At 55.1% G+C, this 20,896-nt stretch carries 14 protein-coding genes and 1 other annotated feature; of the genes, 5 read left to right on the top strand and 9 right to left on the bottom strand.

The genetic code is table 11. The annotated features are described in order from the left end of the window. Positions 1 to 68: 68 nt before the first annotated feature. Positions 69 to 3,425 (bottom strand): autotransporter outer membrane beta-barrel domain-containing protein, encoded by a 3,357-nt coding sequence (locus CEJ45_RS10140; RefSeq protein WP_088755016.1) that lies wholly within the window; start codon positions 3,423 to 3,425, stop codon positions 69 to 71. Positions 3,426 to 3,631: 206 nt separating this feature from the next. On the opposite strand from CEJ45_RS10140, the gene CEJ45_RS10135 reads away from it, so the two are divergent. Next, positions 3,632 to 4,327, top strand: a complete 696-nt coding sequence (locus tag CEJ45_RS10135; protein WP_088755015.1) for a hypothetical protein — start codon at positions 3,632 to 3,634, stop codon at positions 4,325 to 4,327. Positions 4,328 to 4,334: 7 nt separating this feature from the next. Then, positions 4,335 to 5,099, top strand: a complete 765-nt coding sequence (locus CEJ45_RS10130; RefSeq protein WP_088755014.1) for an OmpA/MotB family protein — start codon at positions 4,335 to 4,337, stop codon at positions 5,097 to 5,099. A 90-nt stretch (positions 5,100 to 5,189) separates the two neighbouring features. On the opposite strand, the gene CEJ45_RS10125 is transcribed toward CEJ45_RS10130, so the two are convergent. Both CEJ45_RS10125 and CEJ45_RS10120 read right to left on the bottom strand, forming a co-directional pair. After that, entirely contained in the window at positions 5,190 to 5,558 is a 369-nt protein-coding gene (locus CEJ45_RS10125; RefSeq protein ID WP_088755013.1) for a DUF1493 family protein, read from the bottom strand. 33 nt (positions 5,559 to 5,591) lie between these two features. After that, entirely contained in the window at positions 5,592 to 7,034 is a 1,443-nt protein-coding gene (locus CEJ45_RS10120) for an ATP-binding protein (protein WP_088755012.1), read from the bottom strand. Between the two features lie 1,160 nt (positions 7,035 to 8,194). On the opposite strand from CEJ45_RS10120, the gene CEJ45_RS10115 reads away from it, so the two are divergent. The 3 genes from CEJ45_RS10115 to CEJ45_RS10105 all read left to right on the top strand — a co-directional run bounded on the left by CEJ45_RS10115 (position 8,195) and on the right by CEJ45_RS10105 (position 12,476). Next, the gene (locus CEJ45_RS10115; RefSeq protein ID WP_088755011.1) at positions 8,195 to 10,177 is read left to right on the top strand and encodes a DUF927 domain-containing protein; all 1,983 of its coding nucleotides are present in this window, start codon (positions 8,195 to 8,197) and stop codon (positions 10,175 to 10,177) included. A gap of 449 nt (positions 10,178 to 10,626) precedes the next feature. Next, entirely contained in the window at positions 10,627 to 10,914 is a 288-nt protein-coding gene (locus CEJ45_RS10110) for a hypothetical protein (protein ID WP_141106990.1), read from the top strand. 374 nt (positions 10,915 to 11,288) lie between these two features. Continuing rightward, positions 11,289 to 12,476 carry a tyrosine-type recombinase/integrase gene (locus tag CEJ45_RS10105; protein ID WP_088755010.1) on the top strand — a complete coding sequence of 396 codons (1,188 nt, stop codon included), beginning with the start codon at positions 11,289 to 11,291 and terminating at the stop codon, positions 12,474 to 12,476. A 571-nt stretch (positions 12,477 to 13,047) separates the two neighbouring features. On the opposite strand, the gene CEJ45_RS10100 is transcribed toward CEJ45_RS10105, so the two are convergent. The 6 genes from CEJ45_RS10100 to CEJ45_RS10075 all read right to left on the bottom strand — a co-directional run bounded on the left by CEJ45_RS10100 (position 13,048) and on the right by CEJ45_RS10075 (position 20,785). Continuing rightward, positions 13,048 to 13,743, bottom strand: coding sequence for a hypothetical protein (locus CEJ45_RS10100; protein WP_141106988.1), 696 nt, complete (start codon positions 13,741 to 13,743; stop codon positions 13,048 to 13,050). A gap of 40 nt (positions 13,744 to 13,783) precedes the next feature. Further along, entirely contained in the window at positions 13,784 to 14,959 is a 1,176-nt protein-coding gene (locus CEJ45_RS10095) for a radical SAM family protein (RefSeq protein ID WP_088755008.1), read from the bottom strand. After that, a complete protein-coding gene (locus CEJ45_RS10090; protein WP_088755007.1) occupies positions 14,956 to 15,537 on the bottom strand; it encodes a hypothetical protein in 582 nt (193 codons plus the stop codon). Before CEJ45_RS10090 ends, CEJ45_RS10095 begins: the two co-directional genes overlap by 4 nt. A 497-nt stretch (positions 15,538 to 16,034) precedes the next feature. Then, positions 16,035 to 17,266, bottom strand: a protein-coding gene (locus CEJ45_RS10085; protein ID WP_088755006.1) for an IS3 family transposase whose coding sequence is annotated in 2 segments (ribosomal slippage) — positions 16,035 to 16,984 and positions 16,984 to 17,266 — 1,233 coding nt in all. Because the reading frame shifts where the segments join, the coding sequence is not laid out codon by codon here. Continuing rightward, positions 16,869 to 16,985: a sequence feature (AL1L pseudoknot), on the bottom strand. (Overlaps the previous gene by 117 nt.) Positions 17,267 to 17,372: 106 nt before the next feature. Next, entirely contained in the window at positions 17,373 to 18,929 is a 1,557-nt protein-coding gene (locus CEJ45_RS10080; protein ID WP_338152862.1) for a methyl-accepting chemotaxis protein, read from the bottom strand. Positions 18,930 to 18,979: 50 nt separating this feature from the next. Further along, entirely contained in the window at positions 18,980 to 20,785 is a 1,806-nt protein-coding gene (locus CEJ45_RS10075) for a putative bifunctional diguanylate cyclase/phosphodiesterase (RefSeq protein ID WP_088755004.1), read from the bottom strand. Between the last annotated feature and the right edge of the window lie 111 nt (positions 20,786 to 20,896).

Below are 20,896 nucleotides of genomic sequence, written 5' to 3'. Positions count from 1 at the left end.
GATTGTCGCCGGAGTGAAAAGGGCCCGCAAGCGCAAGCTGCGGGCCCTGTCCCATGGGATCAGCAATCTCAGAAGAGCCAGCCCACGCGAGCGGTCAGTTGATGCATCAGCGAGCGGTCGCGCACTTCGGCGTCATAGCCCAGCGTGCCATAGCTGCCCTGGGCGCCGTTGAAGCGATAGCTCACGCCCAGTTGCACGGCGTCGCGATTGGGTGCGGTGCTGGCGGTAGTGAAGCTGGGGCCGCCGGCCACGAAGCTGGCGGTGACATCCGGGTTGCCAGCCAGCTCATGCAGGTAGCGCGCACGCAGTTGCAGGCGGTCGCCGTTGTCGCTCAGGCGATTCAGTTCCACACCGAGGGTAGGCTGGACCGAATTGGCGCGGCTGGAGGCCACATTCTGCGCCAGCGCTGCATTGCCGCTTTCGGTGTAGCCCTCATTGCTCAGGTGCGACAGGCGCAGGCCGGCCAGCCAGCGCCCGGACCAGCGCTGGCTGACCGCAAAGGGCAGCCCCGCTTCCACGCGCGCGCCGAGCTGCCAGCCGTTGTAGCTGCCATTGACGCGCTGGCCGAGGAAGTTGATGGCGCGCTGGCTGCTGTAGTGATTGCCACCCACCATGAGCGCGCCATCCAGCGTCCAGCCATCCATGTCCAGGCCGACATAGCCACCGACGTTGACGGCGTCGACATTGACGTCATTGCCGCTGGCATCGTCACTGCCGCGTGTACCGGCACGGGTATAGCCCAGGGTCAGGCCGGCCACTTCGCGCGCCGACAGGTCGGTTTCCATCCCGGCGGCCATGCCGTAGGCATTGACGTCGTAGCCATCAGCGCCGGCGCGGGCCTGCTGCCGGCCCCAGGCGCCCAGGCCTTGCAGCCAGACGCGGCCGCGTGCGGCGGCCTCGCCGGTGGCTACGCCACTGCTGCCCTGGCTGGCCACGGGCGCATCACCGCGTGCGCTGTCCACGCGCCCGGCCACGGCCGAGAAGACGCTGCCCATGGAGACCTGTGCTGCTTGCTGGCTGGCGCGATTGGTTTCCGGTTGCAGCTGCCGTACCGCGCTGCGATAGGCAGCCGTAGTGGGCAAGGCATCCAGCGAGGCCAGCAGGTTCTGCACCTGGGCGTTGCTGCTGTTGTTGCCCAGCGCGTCGAGCGCACGGCCCAGCGGGCTGCCGCTGACGTCGCTCACGCTGGCGGTACGCTGGGCCGTAAGGATCAGGTCGTTGCCCGAGACTTGCAGGCCGTAATCCAGCGTGGCGGTATTGGCCAGCTGGATCTTCGACACATCGACCGACAGGCCGCCGGCCGCCGAGAGGATGGTCCAGCGCGCCGCCCCGGGAACATAGGTTTTGACCACGGGCTGCAGCGTCGCACCGTTGGACAGCGTGGCGCTGCCGGCGGCATTGATGCGGTCGGACTGCGTGCCGGCCACGCCCACCTGCAAGGTGGCGCCGCTGCCGACCGAGAGATTGCCGCCGACGTTGATGATGCGGGTGGCCGTCCCCTGCGCGGCCTGGAATGTGCCATTGACGGCCAGGTTGCCGCTGGTGCCGAAGGCCCCGTTGACCTGCAGCACTGCGCCCTGGTTGACGGTCATGTTGCTGACGGTGCCGAGGTCATAGTTGAAGCGCGTCACGCCGTCACGCACGACGTAGTTCTCGAAGCCCGACAGCACGCCTGCTGCGAAGGTCTGCGTGCCCCCGGTGGTGAGCGTGTCGATGCCGGCGCCGCCGTTGATGGTACCGATCACGGTGCCACCCAGCAGTTGCAGCGAATCGTCGCCATCGCCCATGTCGATGGCCATGCCGTTCTTGCCTTCGATGCGTCCGTAGTTGATCAGCGTATCGTTGCCGCCGCCCATCTGCACCGCTGCGCCCGGCGCGGAGCTGCCGCCCTGGCCAATCAGTGTGGCCTGTGCGCCGCCGGTGATCACGCCGCTGGCATTGTTGATGAGGGTATCGTCGTAATTGCCGACCAGCCCGACGGCGATCCCCTTGTTGCCGGTGATGCTGCCGTCGTTGACGATATACGCCTTGGCACCATTGACGCCACTGGCCCCGCCGGTGCCGCGCCCGGTGGTGTTGCCGTTGTTGTAGGTGATGCGCGGATTGCCTGGGTCCTTGGACCAGTCATTGCCATCATCGATGAGGATGCCGTGGGCATCGCCATAGATCACCGCGCCAGCATGGTTGATGATGGTGCCGCCACCGGCGGCGATGCCGTCGGCGCCATTCGGCTGGCCGGTGGAATCGAGCCCGCCTGCGCCATTGCCACGAATGGTCCCCCAGTTTTCGATGTAGGCGGTGCCGTCGATATCGACGCCGTCGCCATCGCCATTGCTGGTGGTGGCGCCGTTGCCGAGCACGTCATACACGCGTCCGCTGCCGGCATAGTTGCCGATGATGGTGCCGTAGTTGAAGACCACGCCATGGCTGTCGAAACCCACGCCCGAACCATTGTTGCCGGTGATGACACCACTGGCCTGGTTGATCACCACGTTGTTGCTGATGGCCACGTTGCTGCGCGTGCTGCCATCGGCATAGGTGGCGTCGAAGGTGATGCCGCTTGCGCTCAGGCGCGGCGTGAGCGCGATGGCATTGGCCAGGTTGCTGTCGGGCGTGGCGGCCACCGGATCGCCGCCGTCGATGCCGTGGCGTGCGCCGGTGATGCTGCCGTAATTGACGATGACGGCATTGCGGATGCCGTCGTCGATGGAGATGCCATCGGCTGCTTTGGGCGGCGAACCGCTGGCGCAGGCCGACAGGTAATCCGGGCAGGAGGTGTTGACCGGGCTGGTGGTGAAGATGCGTCCGTAGTTGGTCAGCAGGATGTTGGAGCCCATCTTGATCGCGCTCGAACTCGACGAGCTGATGGTGGCGCTGCTGTTGCTGGCTGAGCCATTGACGATGGTATTGCCGGCGGTGGAGTAGTCGCCGTTGGCATTGATGGCGTAGTTCTTGCCATTGTCCGCATTGGTGGGCGTGGGGCCGGTCTGCGAGATGGTGCCGAGGTTGACGATGGAGAAGGTATCGCTGCCCTTGCCGATGAGGATGGTGGGCGTCTTGGCGCTGCTGGAGGAACTGGTGATGACGCCGCCGGCAGCGTTGTTGAGGATCAGGTTGACCTTCTTGTGGTTGATGCTGATGGCCGCCAGGCCGCTGTTCTGGCCGATGGTGCCGGCGTTGTTGATGGTGACGGTACTGAGGTTGTCGTTGTCCTGCGAGGTCCGGATGGTGGCCGCGCTGCCCGAAGCCAGGGTGCCCCCGGCGTTGACGGTGATGTTGTCGGCACCGTTCTTGGTCAGGGTCTTGGCGGCGGTGTCGGTGGTGCCATCGGCTACCGTATAGTTGGCCGCATGGGTGGGCGCGTGGATGGCTTGCAGGGCAAGGGCCAGCGGAAGCAGGCGCAGGGGTAAAGAAGAACGGGCCATGTGCAAAGAAGTTGGTAGCAGGTTGTCAAGATCTGAAAGTTTGCTGACAACATGTGACCGGACCATTACATCGGTCGCTTGCGCCTGGCTTTTCGTCCCTCGATGTGGTCTTTCTGATAATCTTCTGCCGTGGCAAGACGCTGACAATGTAAAGAACAAGGGGAGAGCAAGGATGGGAAGTTTCTTCATGCAGGCGGGGGCAGTCCATGGATAAATCGCTGTGGAGCTTCCTGCTGCCGCAATGGGATGGCACGGCCTACGGCGGGCTGCAGTGGGCGTTTGCGCTGGTGATGCTGGCGGCCGTGGTGGTCTTGCCGCTGCTGCTGGCACGCAGCGCCCGGCCTGCGCAGTGGCAGGCGCGGCTGCAGGCGCTGGCTGGCGAGCGCGGGCCTTTGCCTGTCACGACCACGCCGGACCAGCTGAGCCAGGCCGTGGCCACGCCCGCCGAACGTTGGGCCGCCGCGATGCCGGGCTTGATCCTCATGCTGGGTTTGCTGGGTACCTTCATCGGCCTGGGCCTGGCCTTGACGGCCACGGCCGGCGTGCTCGGGCCGCAGGCGGCACCGGGTGCGTTGGGGGCGGTCATTGATGCGCTGGGCAGCAAGTTCAAGATTGCCGCGTGGAGCATGCTGGCGTTCCTGATCCTGAAGTCCTGGATCACCTTGCGCGCGCATGAGCAGGCGCGCCTGGCGTGGAGCATCGGCGTTCTCAAGGACGTGGCCACTGCGGCTGCGCAAGCGCAGGCGGTGCAACACGCAGAAGAACAGCAACGTCTGGTCGACGCCATCAAGCAAAGCGGACAAGCCCTGCTGGCGGCACAGCAGGCCGAGGCACAGCGCGCGCATCTGCGCCATGGCGAATGGCTGGATGCGATGCAGCGCCAGTCCGGACGTTCCTCCTGAGGCCGCGATGAGTCGATCCGATCACGAATGGGTCGCCGCCACCGGGCTCATGGCGGCGTTGGCGGGGGTATTGATCGTCCTGCTGGCGGTGAGCCGGGCGGGTGGTCCGGAGCTTGCGCAGCAGCGTGCGCAGGCGCCGCAGTTGGCGTCCGCTTCCGCGCCCACGCCGCCCCCTGCCGCCCCCTTGCCGGCAGCAGCCCCCACGCCACCGGCGCCTGCAGCGGCTGACGCTGCGCCACCTCAGGCCGCACCGGCGACGGCCCGGCGCGAATCCGACGGGCCGGGATTGACGGTCGTGTTGCGCCAGGTGCAGACGGTGTTTGCGCAGCAGGGCGCTTCCAACCTGGTGGCGGTGGATACTGAGGCGGGGAAGATCACCTTGAAAGAGGGCGCGTTCCGTCGCGGCAGTGCTTGCGTGGAGCCGGAAGCGCGGGCCGCGTTTGCACAGGTCGAGGAGCGCATTGCGGAGTATTTGCAGCAGCATCCGGCGGGCCGCATCTATGTGGAAGGCCACACGGATGACAAGCCGGTGAAGGCACCGGTGACCGATGTACGCGCGTATTGCACGGTCTACGATGACAACTTCACGCTGTCGGCCGCGCGTGCCCGCGAGGCACGTTTGCTGCTGATCGGACGCAGTGCGCCGGAAGCAGCGCGCCGCGTGATCGTGGCGGGGTATGGGGATTCGCAACCGCTGCCGGGGCTGGCGGCCAGTGATGAACGCAACCGGCGGGTGGAGGTGCGGTTCGTCAATGGGGGGGAGAGGAATTGAGCGGAGGTCGTGACGTTGGGCGCGTTGCGATCAGTTCGGTTTTGTTTTTCTGTTTTTGTGTTATCAGCTGGCGTGATGGGTTGCGTTGATTCAAGCCTGCGAAAGTGATGACAGTGAATCCAGGCGGGCACAATCCCATCGGCCATCAAGGGCTGCCTGGTAAAGCATGCCGAGGGTGATGGGTGGTCTGTCGTAGGAAGCCCGCTTTTTCTTCGAGATCATGAGCAGGAAAATCTCGAGCGGGCTGAAGCCTTCGGGGACAAAATAATGATCAAAATTGTAGTCCCCGTAGTCGATGGAGAATTCTTCAAAGAAGTGCTCCATGAAATCTTCCGCTTCATCGCCATCGACATCCAAGTCGTTGTAGAGCTGCGTATCGCGAGTGATCAACTTTTTGGGACTTGTGCCGTTTTCCTTGCGGACCCAAGCTTCCAATCTTTCCCAAGCGATAGCCCGCATTACAAGACCTTGTCTTCCGTTCTGACCCGGCGATTATGCATTGACATCTGCGCAGAGCTTTTCACACATTACCTTAAGGATGACCTCGGGAGATTGTTTCGGAGGGTTGTGTGGATCCTTCGGAAGCCTGACAACATTTGTCGCGCCCTTCGCACTGACACCAGAGGTGTCTGCATCAAGAACCATTACCACAGACTGGAAATAGTCATCAGCTCCTAGCAGTCCAACAAGATTTGAGCATCCGACTTTGGCAGCTATAATTTTCAATTTTGCATTCGCCGTCCGATTGATTGATTTCTTCCGAGCAGGAGTGAGAATCGCGTTCAAAAATAAAGCAGCTTCCTCATCCTCTACATAAATCTTCACAACAGGCTGAGTTTGTTTTGTTGCAGTCGGTAGCCGCAGATGCATATCGCTATGAATGGCCGCAAATTCTTTTGCATCTAGCAATTGAATCGGCAATCCACCTTTGAGATACGCAATATGGTCTTGGGGAGAGCCTTTGTATTTCTTATTGTTTATTTCGCTGTGGGCGTGTTCAAGCATGGTCAGCGAGTGAGTCGTCGCAATGACTTGGATATGCAGTTGGCGTGCTCTGCTCTTTAATTGGTCTAAAAGCTGAATTTGGGCATGAGGATGGAAGCCTGCATCAATTTCGTCGATGATTAGAAGGCCTCCTTCGTAAGCGTCACCAAGTGTGCGTTGAAGCCTCTTGAACGATGCGAGCGCAGTGGCTATGGAACTGAGGGAGTCCTGTCCTAGTGAAACATTCGTACTGTCATAGCCTTGATACTCTGGGTAGATTGCTCGCTTCTTTGTCCCTTTAACTGATTGGGCGACAACATTCGCGTTTCCTGACGGAATTCCTGTGCCAATGACTTGATTCGTGAAGTCCAGGTAAAAGTCGTAATCCTCTTGGTCCATTTCTGCTTGGCGACGCTCAAATGAGGCGGGGTCGGCTTCGCCAATTGGCAGTACGCGGGTCATGCCTAAATAGACTGTGGGGATTGGCACTTTTCCATCTGCTGGAATGGAGGTGCCGTGAACAGAGAGTGGGCCCTTGGGTTCATTCCGAGGTACTACGCGGAGACGCTCTTCTGAGCCTGATACATTACATTTTTTGTAGAACTGGGTGCCTTCCTTTTCATATGTTAGAAGGGCAGACGGTTTTTCCTCTTCTCCACGCACATAGTCTCTCTCAAAAGACAGTTTGAGAATTTCATCAACATTCGCGTTCGGTAGGTTTGCAAAATAGGTATGGTTTTTGAGCCCTCTTGTCAGGCCAGAGCCACCCGCGATTAATGCCAATATCGTCGATTTTCCAACCCCATTGCGCCCGGCAATTAACGTTAGGCGCGGGGCAATCTTTATTTCCAGCGAGCCGAGTTTGCGGAAGGGCGGTTGAGCAAAACTAATTGAGCGCAGTTTGATTTTGTTGTCCGGAACAGCTGACTTGCTTTTAATTGCTTTTGCCATTTCTTTTGCAACCTTTTTAATTGCTCTAATCAGAAGCGCAGTGTTGCGCTCTTCCCCATGATTTCAGACCAATAATAGCTGCTATTGTGGCAAAACGATGCACAAGTAATAGATGTGTGTTGGAAAGCGAGCGAAGGCAGACGAGATCGGGAATAGGCCGACGCGAGGATTTTCGTCCCCGGAAATGAAAAACGCCAACCGGTGAGGGCTGGCGTTTTTCTTGAAGTATTTTTGGTGGCCCGGGGCGGAATCGAACCACCGACACAAGGATTTTCAAGACCCTCTTCGGGCCATTGAGTACCGTTCTAGCAAGAGGTGATGGCTCTATGAAGTGAGCTTAATAATTTGGGGGATTAGGGGGTTCTCTTACATTTTCAAGGATCAAGCACTACTTAATAAGGGAGCGTCAGAACCTATCGCTGCTTAGACAGCTTAAATTCTATTCGAGAAAAAATAGCAAAAAAATTGCTTCAAGTGCAGTAGAAAAACCGTAGATTTTTCGAAAAAGGGCGGAGTTTTTGGCGTTCAATTTAACGTCGATCCCCCGATTTTCATGGGACTTGAAAATCGCTTTGTGATTGAAAATTGTATCGGCGGAATGTAAATGCAGCTTCCCATCCGGGCGGATTTGGATGCTCGATGCAGGCATTCTGATGCAACGCGGCGCACTCGTTCTCTTTTAGTAACCCTGAAAAAGGGTGTTGACGTCCATTGAAACTCACGTTAACCTGCATGCGGCTTTTAGTTTCACTTTATCGAACGCATCAATTGCGTACGTTGCTGGATCCAGTCGAGCTGGACAGCGACGCTCCATGATCTTACTCAAAGATCGCCCGATTAGCGGTTTCATTCCGCTGTGCTTGCCTCTCATCTTCCACGAGGCAGTTTCCGAATTTGTTAGGTTCCACGTACACGTCCGTCTGACTGTGTACGAATCCAATTCCGACGCATGTGAGCTTAGGCCACATGGCTCTGCACGTTTGAGTGCTTCCCACAGGTCCCAGGCCTTGTCCGTCCACATGCAACGCATGTGCTCAATTTCGCCGTAGCGACTACGGTCCGAAATTTCCTGAACGGGGCTGCAATTGCGCTGCCGTTTCTTAAGCCCCGATGCCTCTCTGGCATCGGGGCACCTCCAACTATTATTTTGGGAATGTGAAATGAGTGTCGAAGCGACGCAGGCAGTGCCTTGGAAAAATATTCCAAGTGAATACCACGTTTCGGGAGACGGTGTTTTTCTTCATCGAGATGGCGAAAAAAAGTCGGACGAAGTGCAGCTCACCTCGGTACCCGCCTGGGTAGAAACTGTCACCCGAGAACTTAACGGCAAGAACTGGTCGATCGAAGTTGCATGGCGCGATCACGACGGTGTTGTTCGATCCCAGTTGATTCCATATGCGACGCTTTTAAGCGGGACGGAACAATTTTCAGTCCTTGCATCGGAAGGACTGCTTATCCTTCCGCGAGCGGTCCCTCTTTTTGCCCACTATTTGTCGATGTGCGTAGCGCAACCTGCCATCGAAAGGTCTTTCACTTTCCCTGAACTTGGCTTTCACGCATGGAACCGCGCAGAAGTTGCCGACGTGCTTCACTTCCTGATGCCATCGAGTTGTCTTTCTCCTGCTCCTCATCGATTGAAGGCCGAGGCCGAACTTTGTCAGGCAGTTTTGTACGATGCCTCCAAGGACGCAGTTGGTGAGGTCCGTTACCAACCTCATTATCGAAACAAGGCTGCTGCCGGATATCACGCGTCGGGTGATCTGGCCGCCTGGCAGGAGCTGGTTCATCCGTTCCACCAGAATGACCTTTTCGTTTTTTCGATGAGCTTTGCGTTTGCCAGCATGTTGACGGGAATTTGTGGCGTCGATGTGATCATTGCCCATCTTTACGGGCAATCGTCTTCGGGGAAAACGACTGCGCTGCAACTTGCAATGTCCATTCTTGGCAAAGCTGGAGATCCTCAGGTGCCGTCCGCGAGTAACGTTGAACGCTGGAACACGACGGCCAACGGTGTCGAGCTCCTATTGTCGGAGCACTCCGGCATGTTGGCGGCGGTCGATGAGCTCGGTAGCAGTGCCGAAACTATCATCTCGGTGTACAACGCGACGGCGGGTGCTGGACGAACTCGTATGACGGATTCGGGACAACGTCGGGAGCAGCGTACATGGGCTCTGGGTATCTTGTCGTCAGGAGAGGTATCGATGCGCGAGAAAGTAGAAGGCGCGAGCAAGCGATCGGTGAAGACCGGTGAGCTCATCCGTGCGCTTGATATTCCTGTGGCATCGTTGGCGACAGGGGAAGAAGAACACTTGGGCGATTATGCCGGGATGATTGCCAACCTTAAAATGCGATGTGGTGAGATCTATGGGGTAGCTGCTCCTGCATTTGCACAGGCCGTCATCGATCACTTTATCTTCGCATCGAAGCTTCGGCAGTTTTTACATCAGGAGACTGACACGTTTCACAAAGAGCTGAAAGACGCCGCGGCATTGAAGTACCGTCTGGATGCCGCCCATGTGCGGGCACTTCGCCGTTTTGCGTTCATTCAGGCAGCAGGAATTATGGCGTCCCAGACGGCAGTGTTTCCCTGCTCGGAGGAGGATATCCGTCGGGCTGTCTCTCGGACCGTGTCTGCATGGCTTGAAGCGTTGCCTCCTCTCAGCCTTGGAGAGCAAGCAGTCGAGTCTCTTCGTGATTACGTCATTCAAAATATGGGCCAGATTTTGCACTACATTCCTTGGGTTAAACAGGGCGGAGTAAAAGCCGATGTTCCAATCCGTTTGGCGGCAATCTGGAAAACTGATCTCATCCTTTTTACGAAAGATCAGTTTCGACAGGCATGCGGAGATATTTCAGAAAAGGAAGCAGTTAAATATTTGAAGGCGAAGGGGATGCTTCAATGTGAAGCTGGAAAGAACACGTACCGATTCACTTCTAAGTTTCTTGAGTACAAAAACGTCCAATTCATCGCGGTCAATGCAAAGCGTTTATTGAGCAACGAAGAAATCAACTCGGCGATGGAGGAGAGTGCACCTTCTGAAAATCAAGCTTTGAATGAGGCTGAGCCCGACAGTGAGGCAGATCAATTAACCCGTGAAGATGATTGGCCGCAAAAAACTCAAAAGGATCGTGATTCAATTTAACGCTTCCCTCTAGTTCTCAAAGATTTCATATGTGAAATTAGGGAAAACAGGGGGCATCCCTTATTAGTCAAGAGTTTCTAGCGAGAGAAATGACGGAGATGCAGGGAAATTCTCCGCCTTGAGTAAGCTCGTCAGATCATAGAAATATCATTTTGATGGTCTACGGCCATCCTTATACCCACTAGGTCATTGGGCCTCGTGGGTATTTTATTTTATTGATCTAAAGGATTTCTATGCTTTCAGTTTTTGCAAATGTCGCACGGGTTGCGCTACCTGCTGCGGTAGGTCCGTTGGGCCTAATCATCGTTCCGACGATCGTCTATGTGCTGGTCAACCGGAAGATCGATATTTCGATCTCGCTGAAATAGGTTGCCACCTACCCCCATAGAAAATTTTGAAGGCCCCCGTGATTGATTCACGGGGGCCTTTTGCATTTGCGAAGGAAACATATGAACAACGCGACAAACATCTTTCGTTTCGATTTGGGGATGCTCTTGAGTACCCAAGGTGCAGACGCGCTCCTGCGTTCTGTGAATCATTCACCGCTGCAATACCTAGCTCGCCATCGACGGGGTGACTGGGGCGATATTTCAAGCGACGACATACAGGCTAACGAAAGTGCTCTGCAACTGGGCGGGCGGATCTTGTCTGCGTACAAGATTGGAGAGCATCGACTGTGGGTTATTACTGAGGCGGATCGTTCGTCCACGACCTTACTTCTGCCAAGCGAGTATTGAAGCCAAGGCAGCTTCGGCAGTTGCAGAGAAAACCGTCAACTTGCCGCAAGGCCTTGCCCGCCGAATTTGATGTCTTGGATGAGGCCGCCGATGGCCCGCGCCGGGCGTGGCCTCTTGTGCAATCCAAAATCGGCAATCGATATGCGACGCAAGGATTTTAACGACTTTCAACTTTTTTTCGAGATTTGTTGTGATGTATCAGATACTTGAGATTCATATTTAAAGTTAAACATTAAGTTTGCATTTTTGAAAAAGGACGAGTTCACAACACTTCCATAGGCGTTTGCTACGGCCCGCCTGCTCAGTCCAAGCCGCTCCACGGTCATTTACCGGGGGGGCGGCTTAATTTTTTCACGTTCATCTAGAGGCCCACCGTGTCCCGTAAATTCAACTTCACGAACCGCTCACTGGCATCCCTGCCGAATCACGATGCATCGTCCCCCTCCAGTTCTGCGGAATATTCCGACACACAAGTCCGAGGTTTGAGGATGACCGTTGGCAAGACGGGCACTAAAACCTTTGGCATGCGTTACCAGACCGCCGCAGGTATTAAACGCTTTGCCCGCATCGGCACATTTCCCGCTATCGAACTGGCAGAAGCTCGGGCGAAGGCTCTGGAGATGCGCGCGATTCTTGATCGTGGCGGTGATCCACTTGAAGACAACGATCGCTTAAAAGCGATGCCGAGCTTCGCCACATTTGTGAACGATGAATATTTGCCGTTCGCCCGTCAGGCCAAGAAAAGCTTTAAGGACGACGAGTCAAAATTCCGCTGCCACCTTCTTCCCAAATTTGGCGAGCGACGCCTCTGTGACATCAGCGTGCGCGATATCCAGCTTCACCATGCAGAGATTCGGTCCAGTCACAGTGCGGCGACGGCAAATCGCCACCTGGCTCTGTTGAAGGCAGTGTTCCGGAAGGCCATCGAGTGGAATCGGTTGACCGTTAGCCCCGCAGCCAGTACTCGGCTATTTCGCGAGAACAGCCAAAATCAGCGCTTTCTCACGCCTGGTGAAATTGGAAAAATCTACGCAGCAATGGAGCTGGAACATAATAAAACTGCAGTAGCGGCGTTGAAGTTGCTGTTGCTGACCGGCACTCGTCGGCAGGAGGCATTGCGCGCAAAGTGGGTTGATGTTGACCTGGAGCGCGGGCAGTGGTTTCTTCCAGAGACCAAGAGCGGCCGGGGCCGCTATGTCGGTTTGAGCGAAGATGCCAAAGCACTCTTAGCTGCGCAACCGAGCCGAGGGACATCGCAATGGGTCTTCCCTGGACGCGATCCGCAAAAGCCCCTTAATAATCCACGGAAGGCGCTGAGTCGCATTTTGGCTGCAGCGGGCGTTGACCATATCCGTATTCATGACCTGCGACACACGAACGCTAGTCTTGCAATTAACTCTGGCGCGTCGCTGTTTGAGGTCCAGAATTTGCTCGGGCATTCGACACCTCAGGTTACGCAACGATACGCGCACCTCACTGCAAGCGGTCTACTGGAGGTGAGTGAAACCATTGCAAGCGTAATTAACGAGGCAGTAAAGGAGGCGCAGCAAGAAGCACAATAAAAAAAGTAAATTCCCCCAAGCGGTTTAAGCCGTTTGGGGGATTTACCTTGCCGCCTTGATGAATTGGTCCTGATTTCCGTGCTCCTCCCCCTATTTTCCTAATTCACCCTGTTGCAAATCCAGAGGTGCGGAAGGCTGCCCTTTATTCAATAGCTCAAGCGAGAACTGGATTTTTTCTCAACTCTATAAACAGTCCAGTGATTTAGTAAATCCAAAGAGGAACTCACATGGCCGAAACACAATGCTTCAAAAGGCAAGCATCCGTCCATACGAAATTTCGCATTTCACTCTTTCGTACTCTACGATCTGACTGGCTTGCCCGTGCAGCCTGCCTGCCAGGACGGACACTGCATTACGCGCTAGCGATTCATAGTTTGGCGAGCCTAAGGGGTTCAGCCACCGTTGTTGTCAATGGCAGCACGTTGGCTAGGTTTGGCGTTACTCGTGAGGTGGCTGGAGAAGCCCTGACGCGTCTGGTCGAGGAGGGGCTGGTAAAGGCAGATAGGGGGCGTGGAAGTGCGCCAGTGGTGACTTTGTTAGAGTCTGGCGGAAAGGTGTTGATGCTCAGTGATCAGTAAACATAGCCGTAATCAATCAGCTCATTCCGGATCAAGTCAATGTAGATCGCATCAGGATTCGGCGATCGCATAATATCCACGATGCGGAGGTAGACCTTTTCGAGCTGTTCATCATCCACGTTATAGGAACGAGACGATCGGAACGCATCTGGCTCAATACCGGCAATGTCCAGATCTACAGGAAGAACGATTTCAATGAAATCGGTTGGAAGCGCTGAGTTGCAGAGTTGCATCAAACCGGTAATGGCCACCACGATACCCTCAGAGAGGAGTCTGTCGCAGGCGGCCATTTCGCTGTAAGCATCTTCGACTCTGCCTTGCGCTGGCCGCAGCTCGACCATGTATTCGTTCAATGGGGATTGGAAGTGAACTGCGCGGCTGTCATCGAGATTGACGGCCTCCCCTGACCAGTACGTCATGATCTGGGCATATTGGGGCGGTAGGTTAGGGGCTCTCTCAAATATGCATCCGCGAAGATGAACTGGCATGCTGACATCCGCAATATTATCGGCACGGCCAGGCGCTAATGAGGCTATTACGCGATGGTTGGTTGGAAGTGTCGCCAATTTGAGCTTGTTTGCATTCTTCAGGAAGTATCCCGGTGATTGGGATAAGTCGGTGTTCGGATCATCAGATAGGGTGATCCGGTCATAGTGGGAAAGGTCTTTGATGGCAATGGCGGTCGCCATTGCCTCCTCTGAAACGTAGATTGTGGCCTGCATTTTTTCCTCAAAGTTCGGGTTGTTCGGTAATGTGGAAGCCGCGACGAATCAGCTTCATCTTGTGACGCTGTTCGATTTGAGGGCGGCTCTCGTGGAATAGCTGCATGTCCCTGCTCTCGTGCCAGCGCGTTGCATGCTTCGCTTTGAGAGCTTGAAGAACAGAGTCCGCATTAAGCGTCGGATCGCAGAAAAAGCGGTGTTTGTTGAAACCTATGCGGTCAACGTCATACTGTCCGCTAAAAATGAAGCGTTTGGCATCTTCTTCTGATGCTACCCGGATCAACTGAATAGGCTTCGCGGCTTTCTTCGATCTTCCTAAGCAGTAGCGCGGATATGCGGACTCAGGTGAGGTCTGCTTGAACAAATACCCAAATTCCTGCTCCAACACTGCTTGCGGCTGCTGGGAGGTTACGAGCAGGTCGATATCACCGTATTCTGGATAAAGATACGGTGCTGCAAGGTGCTTTGCTACACCGCCAAACAGGAAGGTATCCGGCCGTCGTAGTAGAAATCGCAGTAGTTCTGCATTGTCCTGGATGATGTCGTGGCCGTTGTGATCCGCTTTCGCGAGATAGCGACCTTGTAGGCAAACCGACCTAGGCACAAATACGATGCCTGAATGCCGGAAGGAGAGTCGGGTGAAATCCAGATGGAAGATAGAGTTCAGATTTTCACGTAGGACCAGACGCCTCCCTAGTCGCCGCCACAGGCTTTCGTATTGAGGCAAGAGCTGCACGATGCCGGAAGTGGGGAGCGGCGGCAGCACGAGCGAGAACTCGACGTCCATGCCATGCCACTGTGCCTCGTATGCTGGAATCTTTTCCAAGACGTCGGGCTCTAGCGAGATCGATACGTAATCCACAAAGCCGTTCAGTTTCCCGACCTCTTCGATCTCCCTTGTGATCAGTCGTACTTTCAGCCGATGAGTCTGGATGATCCTTATCATCGACAGCAACTTGGCGTGATTCACCTCGAAATCGTAGAGTGGGTCTGCGCCACCGCTGATCGTAATGAAACTCTTTCGGCACTGGCGTACGAAAGCGTCAATGGCCTCCTTGGATTGAACTCCATGGGGCAGCAGGGCTGAGTCGCGCCAGTTGCAGTATCCACAGGATTTTCTGCATCCAAAGCCGCGCTCCTTCCAGTTGACGATGATGGTGAAGTTGGAGGCAACGGAGCTCACGAGGCTTCGTCCTTCGCTGTCGCTTTCTTTTTTGGTAGGCGGAGAGTGCCTCTGGAAGGAGAACTGCTATCAGCATTCGATGGCAGTTGCTCTTGTGCGTTCTGTTCGGTGATCAATGAGCCAGGCTCCGCGAGCATCGACGCTTTCCAGGCCTGCCAGTCGCCGCTTTTTTCGTACTTAGTCCCCGGCGTGGCGCTAACGCTGATAAGTCCTTCGGCGCGGAGGATCGCGACCATGAACCCGGAATTGTTGCTACTGCGACCGGAAAAAGCATGTTTGAATGTGCTGGAGGGAAATGCCTGCTCGGTCTCAGTCCCCGCAAGACAAGCCTCAATCGCGTCGAATGGCACCTTTTCACGGCTGAAGTATCCGCCTCCTTCGTTGCCTGTGATCTGGATGTGTAGAGTGAGGCGATCGCTGTCTGTCGTTACTGCGTAGGCAATTGCCCCCTTACCGAACTTGCCGACTTTTGCGGCAGTCGAGGCTTTGAGTAGCCAATATGATTGCGTATCAGCCTCTTCGGTGGTAGTTGGCTGTGCTTGCTCTGCGAGTGGCACGATGGATTTTGCTTTGGACATACTTTTCTCCGATTAAAAAAGTCAGACTGGAAATAGAAATCCCCCATGGCATTGCTGCCATGGGGGATCGGAATATTGATTAAAAAGTAAGTGCGGTTGGTCAGAACAAAGGAGCGCTTGTACCTGGAGGAAGTTGAGCCAGGGTGACGGCAAGTCTCGGTTTCGCGGCTGCAGCTCTAGCGCCTTCTATCGAGCTGCGCTGCATTGAGTTTGTCCTTTTGCCTTCCTGACTATGAGCATGATATTTGGGTATCGACTTGGGCTCGTTACGAGTTCCAAAGAGATGGCTGGAGATTTCTTTCGAGAAATATCATGGTTTGGACGTTATTTAAGGAAGTCCTAGTGTCTTTGTATCTGGTCGGGAGTGACATAAAGTCGCAAATCCTCCGTTGTTCCGCGTTGTTCCAAATTGTTGACTTTGATTTTGGTAAGGAGTATTGTTCGGTACAACATGGAGCTGAACCGCCCAGACTTTCGCGGAGGCTATTGGGTTTAAGTTATGCCGACACCGCAGCATTGCTGGCGAACCGGCTGTAGTAGTTTGCCTCAGCTTCTGCCGGAGGGATATAGCCGATGGATTCAAGCAGTCGATGATGATTGAACCAAGCCACCCATTCGAGCGTGGCGAGCTCGACGGATTCCCTGTTTTTCCAAGGGCCACGGCGATGAATCAATTCAGCCTTGTACAGGCCATTGATGGTTTCGGCCAAGGCGTTATCGTAGCTGTCGCCACGGCTGCCGACCGATGGCGCAATACCCGCCTCGCCTAGACGTTCACTGTAGCGAATACCGACATATTGCGATCCCCTGTCGGAATGATGGATTAAGCTGCCGTTGCCTTCGGGCTGGCGAGCATAGAGCGCCTGCTCCAGCGCATCTAGCACGAAGTCCGTCGTCATGCTGTTGCTGACACGCCAGCCAACGATGCGACGGGCAAACACGTCGATGACGAAGGCCACATACAGCCAGCCTTGCCAGGTCGATACGTAGGTAAAGTCGGATACCCAAAGCTGGTTGGGGCGATCAGCCTTGAACTGGCGATTTACCCGGTCCAACGGGCAGGCTGCCTTCGGATCAGAACGCGTGGTGCGAAGTTGCTTACCACGCCGGGCTCCCTGAAGCCCTTGCTGGCGCATCAACCGCTCTACCGTACAACGTGCGATAGATACGCCCTCACGATTCAGCTGTCGCCATACCTTGTCGGCACCGTACACACGCATGTTGGCGTGCCACACCCGGCTGATTTCAACTCGCAGTACCGCATCACGCTTGCTACGAGCACAGCACAATTGAGGATTGCGCTGCCTTGCTGCATAACGTCGATATGCTGACGGGGCAACCTGCAATACCTTGCAGATCGGCTCGACCCCGTGGGTATCCCGGTAGCGATCGATATAGGTATTTACGACTTCAGTTTGCGGTCGAGCTCCGCCTGCGCGAAAAAAGCGCTCGCGGTCTTGAGGATCTCGTTGGCACGACGCAATTCCTTGACCTCGCGCTCCAGTGCCTTGATACGCTCACGCTCGGCCGTGCTGACGCCATCCCGCTCGCCGCTATCGACCTCGGTGCGTTTGACCCAGTCCAGCAGCGTCTGAGGCGTACAGCCGATCATCGGCGCAATCGTTTGGACCGCAGACCACATGGAGGAATGCTCATCCCGCTGCTCACGCACCAAGCGCACCGCACGCTCTCGTACCTCAGGGGAAAACTTGTTTAATTTCTTGTGCATGGCTCTATTCTCTCAAGAGTTAGAGCCTCCTCAAAATCCGGGGCGGTTCAAGGGACATCTTTCACAGTCTGCCCATCTGAAGAAAACCGCCCCCCTGATCCGCTCTTTACTTTCCTTTCCCCAGTCGTCTCAACTGTACTGCATCGACAACGTTTCTGGGAGAAGAATCGACTCTGAAGACATGAACCGTTTCCGCAGTATTACGCGCCACCCCCTCCAGAGACATAGCCGAGGCCGCGATCTGTTCAACCAGTGCAGCATTTTGCTGCGTCAGACCGTCCAATTGACTGACCGCCGCATTGATCTGGGAAATACTGTCGAGCTGGTCATGCGCCGACTTGCTGATATCATTGACCAGTGAGTTGACGCGACCAACACTTCCAACGACATCCGCCATGGTTTTTCGTGTGAGGTCAACCGTAACGCTACCGGCTGCGACCTTTCTTTCCGAATCCTCAATCAGATCACGAATCTCCTTGGCTGCTGTAGCACTGCGTTGAGCCAGCGTCCGCACTTCGCCAGCGACAACCGCAAATCCACGCCCCTGCTCTCCGGCGCGGGCTGCTTCAACTGCTGCATTGAGCGCCAATATATTGGTTTGGAAAGCAATGCCGTCGATGACTTGAATGATCTCGCCGATGCGCGCGGATGACTCCCTGATATTGCTCATGGTACTGGCCATCTCACCGACCGCCTGACTACCTCGTTCGACCATGGTACTGGTATCTCGCGCCAGCTGACTGGCGCGTTCGGCAGATCCTGCAGCCTGTCGAACGGTATCGGTAATTTGCTCCATCGATGCAGATGTCTGTTCCAGGTTGCTTGCTTGTGCTTCCGTACGCTGAGACAGATCTTGATTTCCACTGGCGATTTCCGCTGCCCCCCTGACCATTTCCTGGCTTTGAGCACGTGCGTCACCGACAATCGACTTTAGGTTAACGCTTAACTGGCCCAATGCCATTTGCAATTGACCAATTTCGCCCCCCCTACTTGTCTTGATGGTTTGACTCAGATCACCAGCAGCCAAACGATTGGCGGCAGTAATAAATTCGCCTATCGGCACCAAAAAATCTTTCTTGAAATACCACCAAATTAACAGCGCCATCAACACGCCGATGCCGACATCGGCGGCTCGACCAACCGATGTATCAGGCAAGAACCATCCCAAGGTGGATGACATGGTCACCATCAACAATAGCGCAAGCAACATCTTTAACGATGTCCCAACGCGCAGCATGCGCGATAACCCAGCCAACACGCCACGCTTGTTAATCCGGCCAGCCGAAAGCGTATGAATAACCTTTCCTGCCTGCATTTCGGCGCGCATGGTGGCATAGAGGTCTTCCGCACTCTCTATCTGGGCTCGCGTAGCTTCGGTACGCACTGACATATATCCAGCAGGAACCCCATCTTCTAAAAGTGGAGTCACGTTTGCAACCACCCAGTAATGATCACCATTCTTACGGCGATTTTTTACCAAGCCAGACCATGGTCGCCCAGTGGAAATGGTTGCCCACATATCCCGGAAGGCTTCTTCAGGCATATCTGGGTGCCGAATCACGTTGTGTGGTTGTCCGAGAAGTTCGGTCTTGCTGTAACCACTAACGTCCACGAACATTGCATTGCAATAAAGGATTCTTCCTTTGACATCGGTAGTGGACACTAACGATTGCCCGCTTGGAAATGGATACTCCTGACCGGAGGTAGGGAGATTTAGGCGCATGAGATTTGATTACTTAAAAATGTATCGATGGGGGCCGGGCGGCCAAACAGATAACCTTGAAATGCCCCGCATCCAAGAGAGCGGAGATAATTGAATTGCTCAATCGTTTCAACGCCCTCAGCAACAACCTCAAGGTCAAGAAACGTCGCCATCGAAAGTACGGCCGCGGTGATCCCTTGGTCTTTTCGATCGTTAAGCAAAGTCCGTACAAAGGACTGATCAATCTTCAGCTTGTTCAACGGTAGGCGTTTGAGATAGCTCAACGACGAATAGCCTGTGCCGAAATCATCCAAGGCAAGCTTGACCCCCTGCTTCTTGAGTGCGGCGATCTTATCCTGCAAGTCGCCGTCTATGCTGTTCAGCAAAGCGGTCTCCGTGAGCTCAATACATAAGCGCTCCGGAGGAAAGTCGAAGCGACGTAACAAACTGCGCAGATATTCAATGAAGTTGGGCTCATTGAATTGCCTTGCGCTGACGTTGACACTCAATGTCCACCGTTGTCGCTCGTGATCAGACTTCCACTCAACCAGCATCTCACATGCACGATCCAGCACCCAGCGTCCGATGGCAAGAATGAGCCCACCTTGTTCTGCGATGGGGATGAATTCGTTTGGCGGCACCAATCCTCGGGCCGGATGCTGCCACCTGATTAATCCTTCCATGCCCACCACAACTTGCTGATCATTCACGATGGGCTGGAAAAACAGACGCATCTCATCGCGTTCTATGGCGTCACGTAGTTCGTTCTCGACAACAAAGCGGCGATTGACCCGCTCTTGCTGTGAATCATCGAACAGTACCACCTGATTCTTTCCATTTCCCTTAGCCTCAAATAGCGCGATATCAACCTTTCTGAGCATGTCGCCAATACTTAAAGAATCACCTTGCTGCAATAGCATGCCCATACTTGATGTCGATATGATTCCGTACTCGTCGTCGGTACGGCGACCAAGCTTATACGGAGCACTCAACGCAGCCTGAATGCCTTGTGTAATTAACTCGGCCTCGACAGTCGCCTGACCGATATCTGTTCCCAGTTTATCGATCAACAACATGAACTCATCCCCCCCCATACGAGCAGCAGTGGCTCGGCCATCGATCGAACGCAGAATGCGACCTGCCATGTCGCAAAGGAAGTCATCTCCAACGGAGTGACCGAACATATCGTTGACCCTCTTGAAATTATCAAGGTCAAGAGACACCAGGGCGAAATACTGCGAATTCTTGGCGGACGAAATACGGGCCTTTTGAAGCGCATCCTGAAACAGTCTTCGATTGGGCAAACCTGTCAGAGGATCGTAATGCGCCAGAAAACTAGCACGCTGCTCCACTTCCTTGAGTTTCGTGATATCGGCACGAATTGAGATGTATTTAAAGGGAATTCCGTCCTCGTCGAGAAAGGGTACGATAGTGCTGTACACCCAATATAGTGAACCGTCACGAGCACGGTTACAGATTTCCCCTTGCCAAATCCGCCCACTTGAAATGGTGATCCATAGCGCTTCGAAAAAATCACGGTCATGATGTCCGGAGTTGATGACCCGATGGGTCTTCCCATAGAGTTCCGACCGCGAGTACTGGGAAATCTCACAGAATTTCTCGTTGACGAAAGTGATCACACCGTGGACGTCAGTTACCGCGACAATCGCGTGTGCGTCGAGCGCCGCCAAATAGTCCATTAATTCCTTTTGGGTGGCATCCAACGCTGCCTTGTCAGTGACGTCATTGACAAGGATAACGACTCCGTCGATTTCCCCCGTTTCGTCCCTAGAAGGAAAGAAGGAAGCATCCATCATCCGGCCCTGCTGGGAAACTAAAGTGGACCCATCCGTCAAGACAGCGTTTGCCAGAATTTAAGCTGCATCCATGACTTCACTTGCAGCAGAACAGCGCTGCCCTGATCCTGC

Source organism: Herbaspirillum aquaticum (genome assembly GCF_002213425.1).
In the GTDB taxonomy this organism is placed as follows: Bacteria; Pseudomonadota; Gammaproteobacteria; order Burkholderiales; family Burkholderiaceae_D; genus Herbaspirillum; species Herbaspirillum aquaticum.
This window is presented reverse-complemented; position numbering and strand designations above follow the sequence as displayed.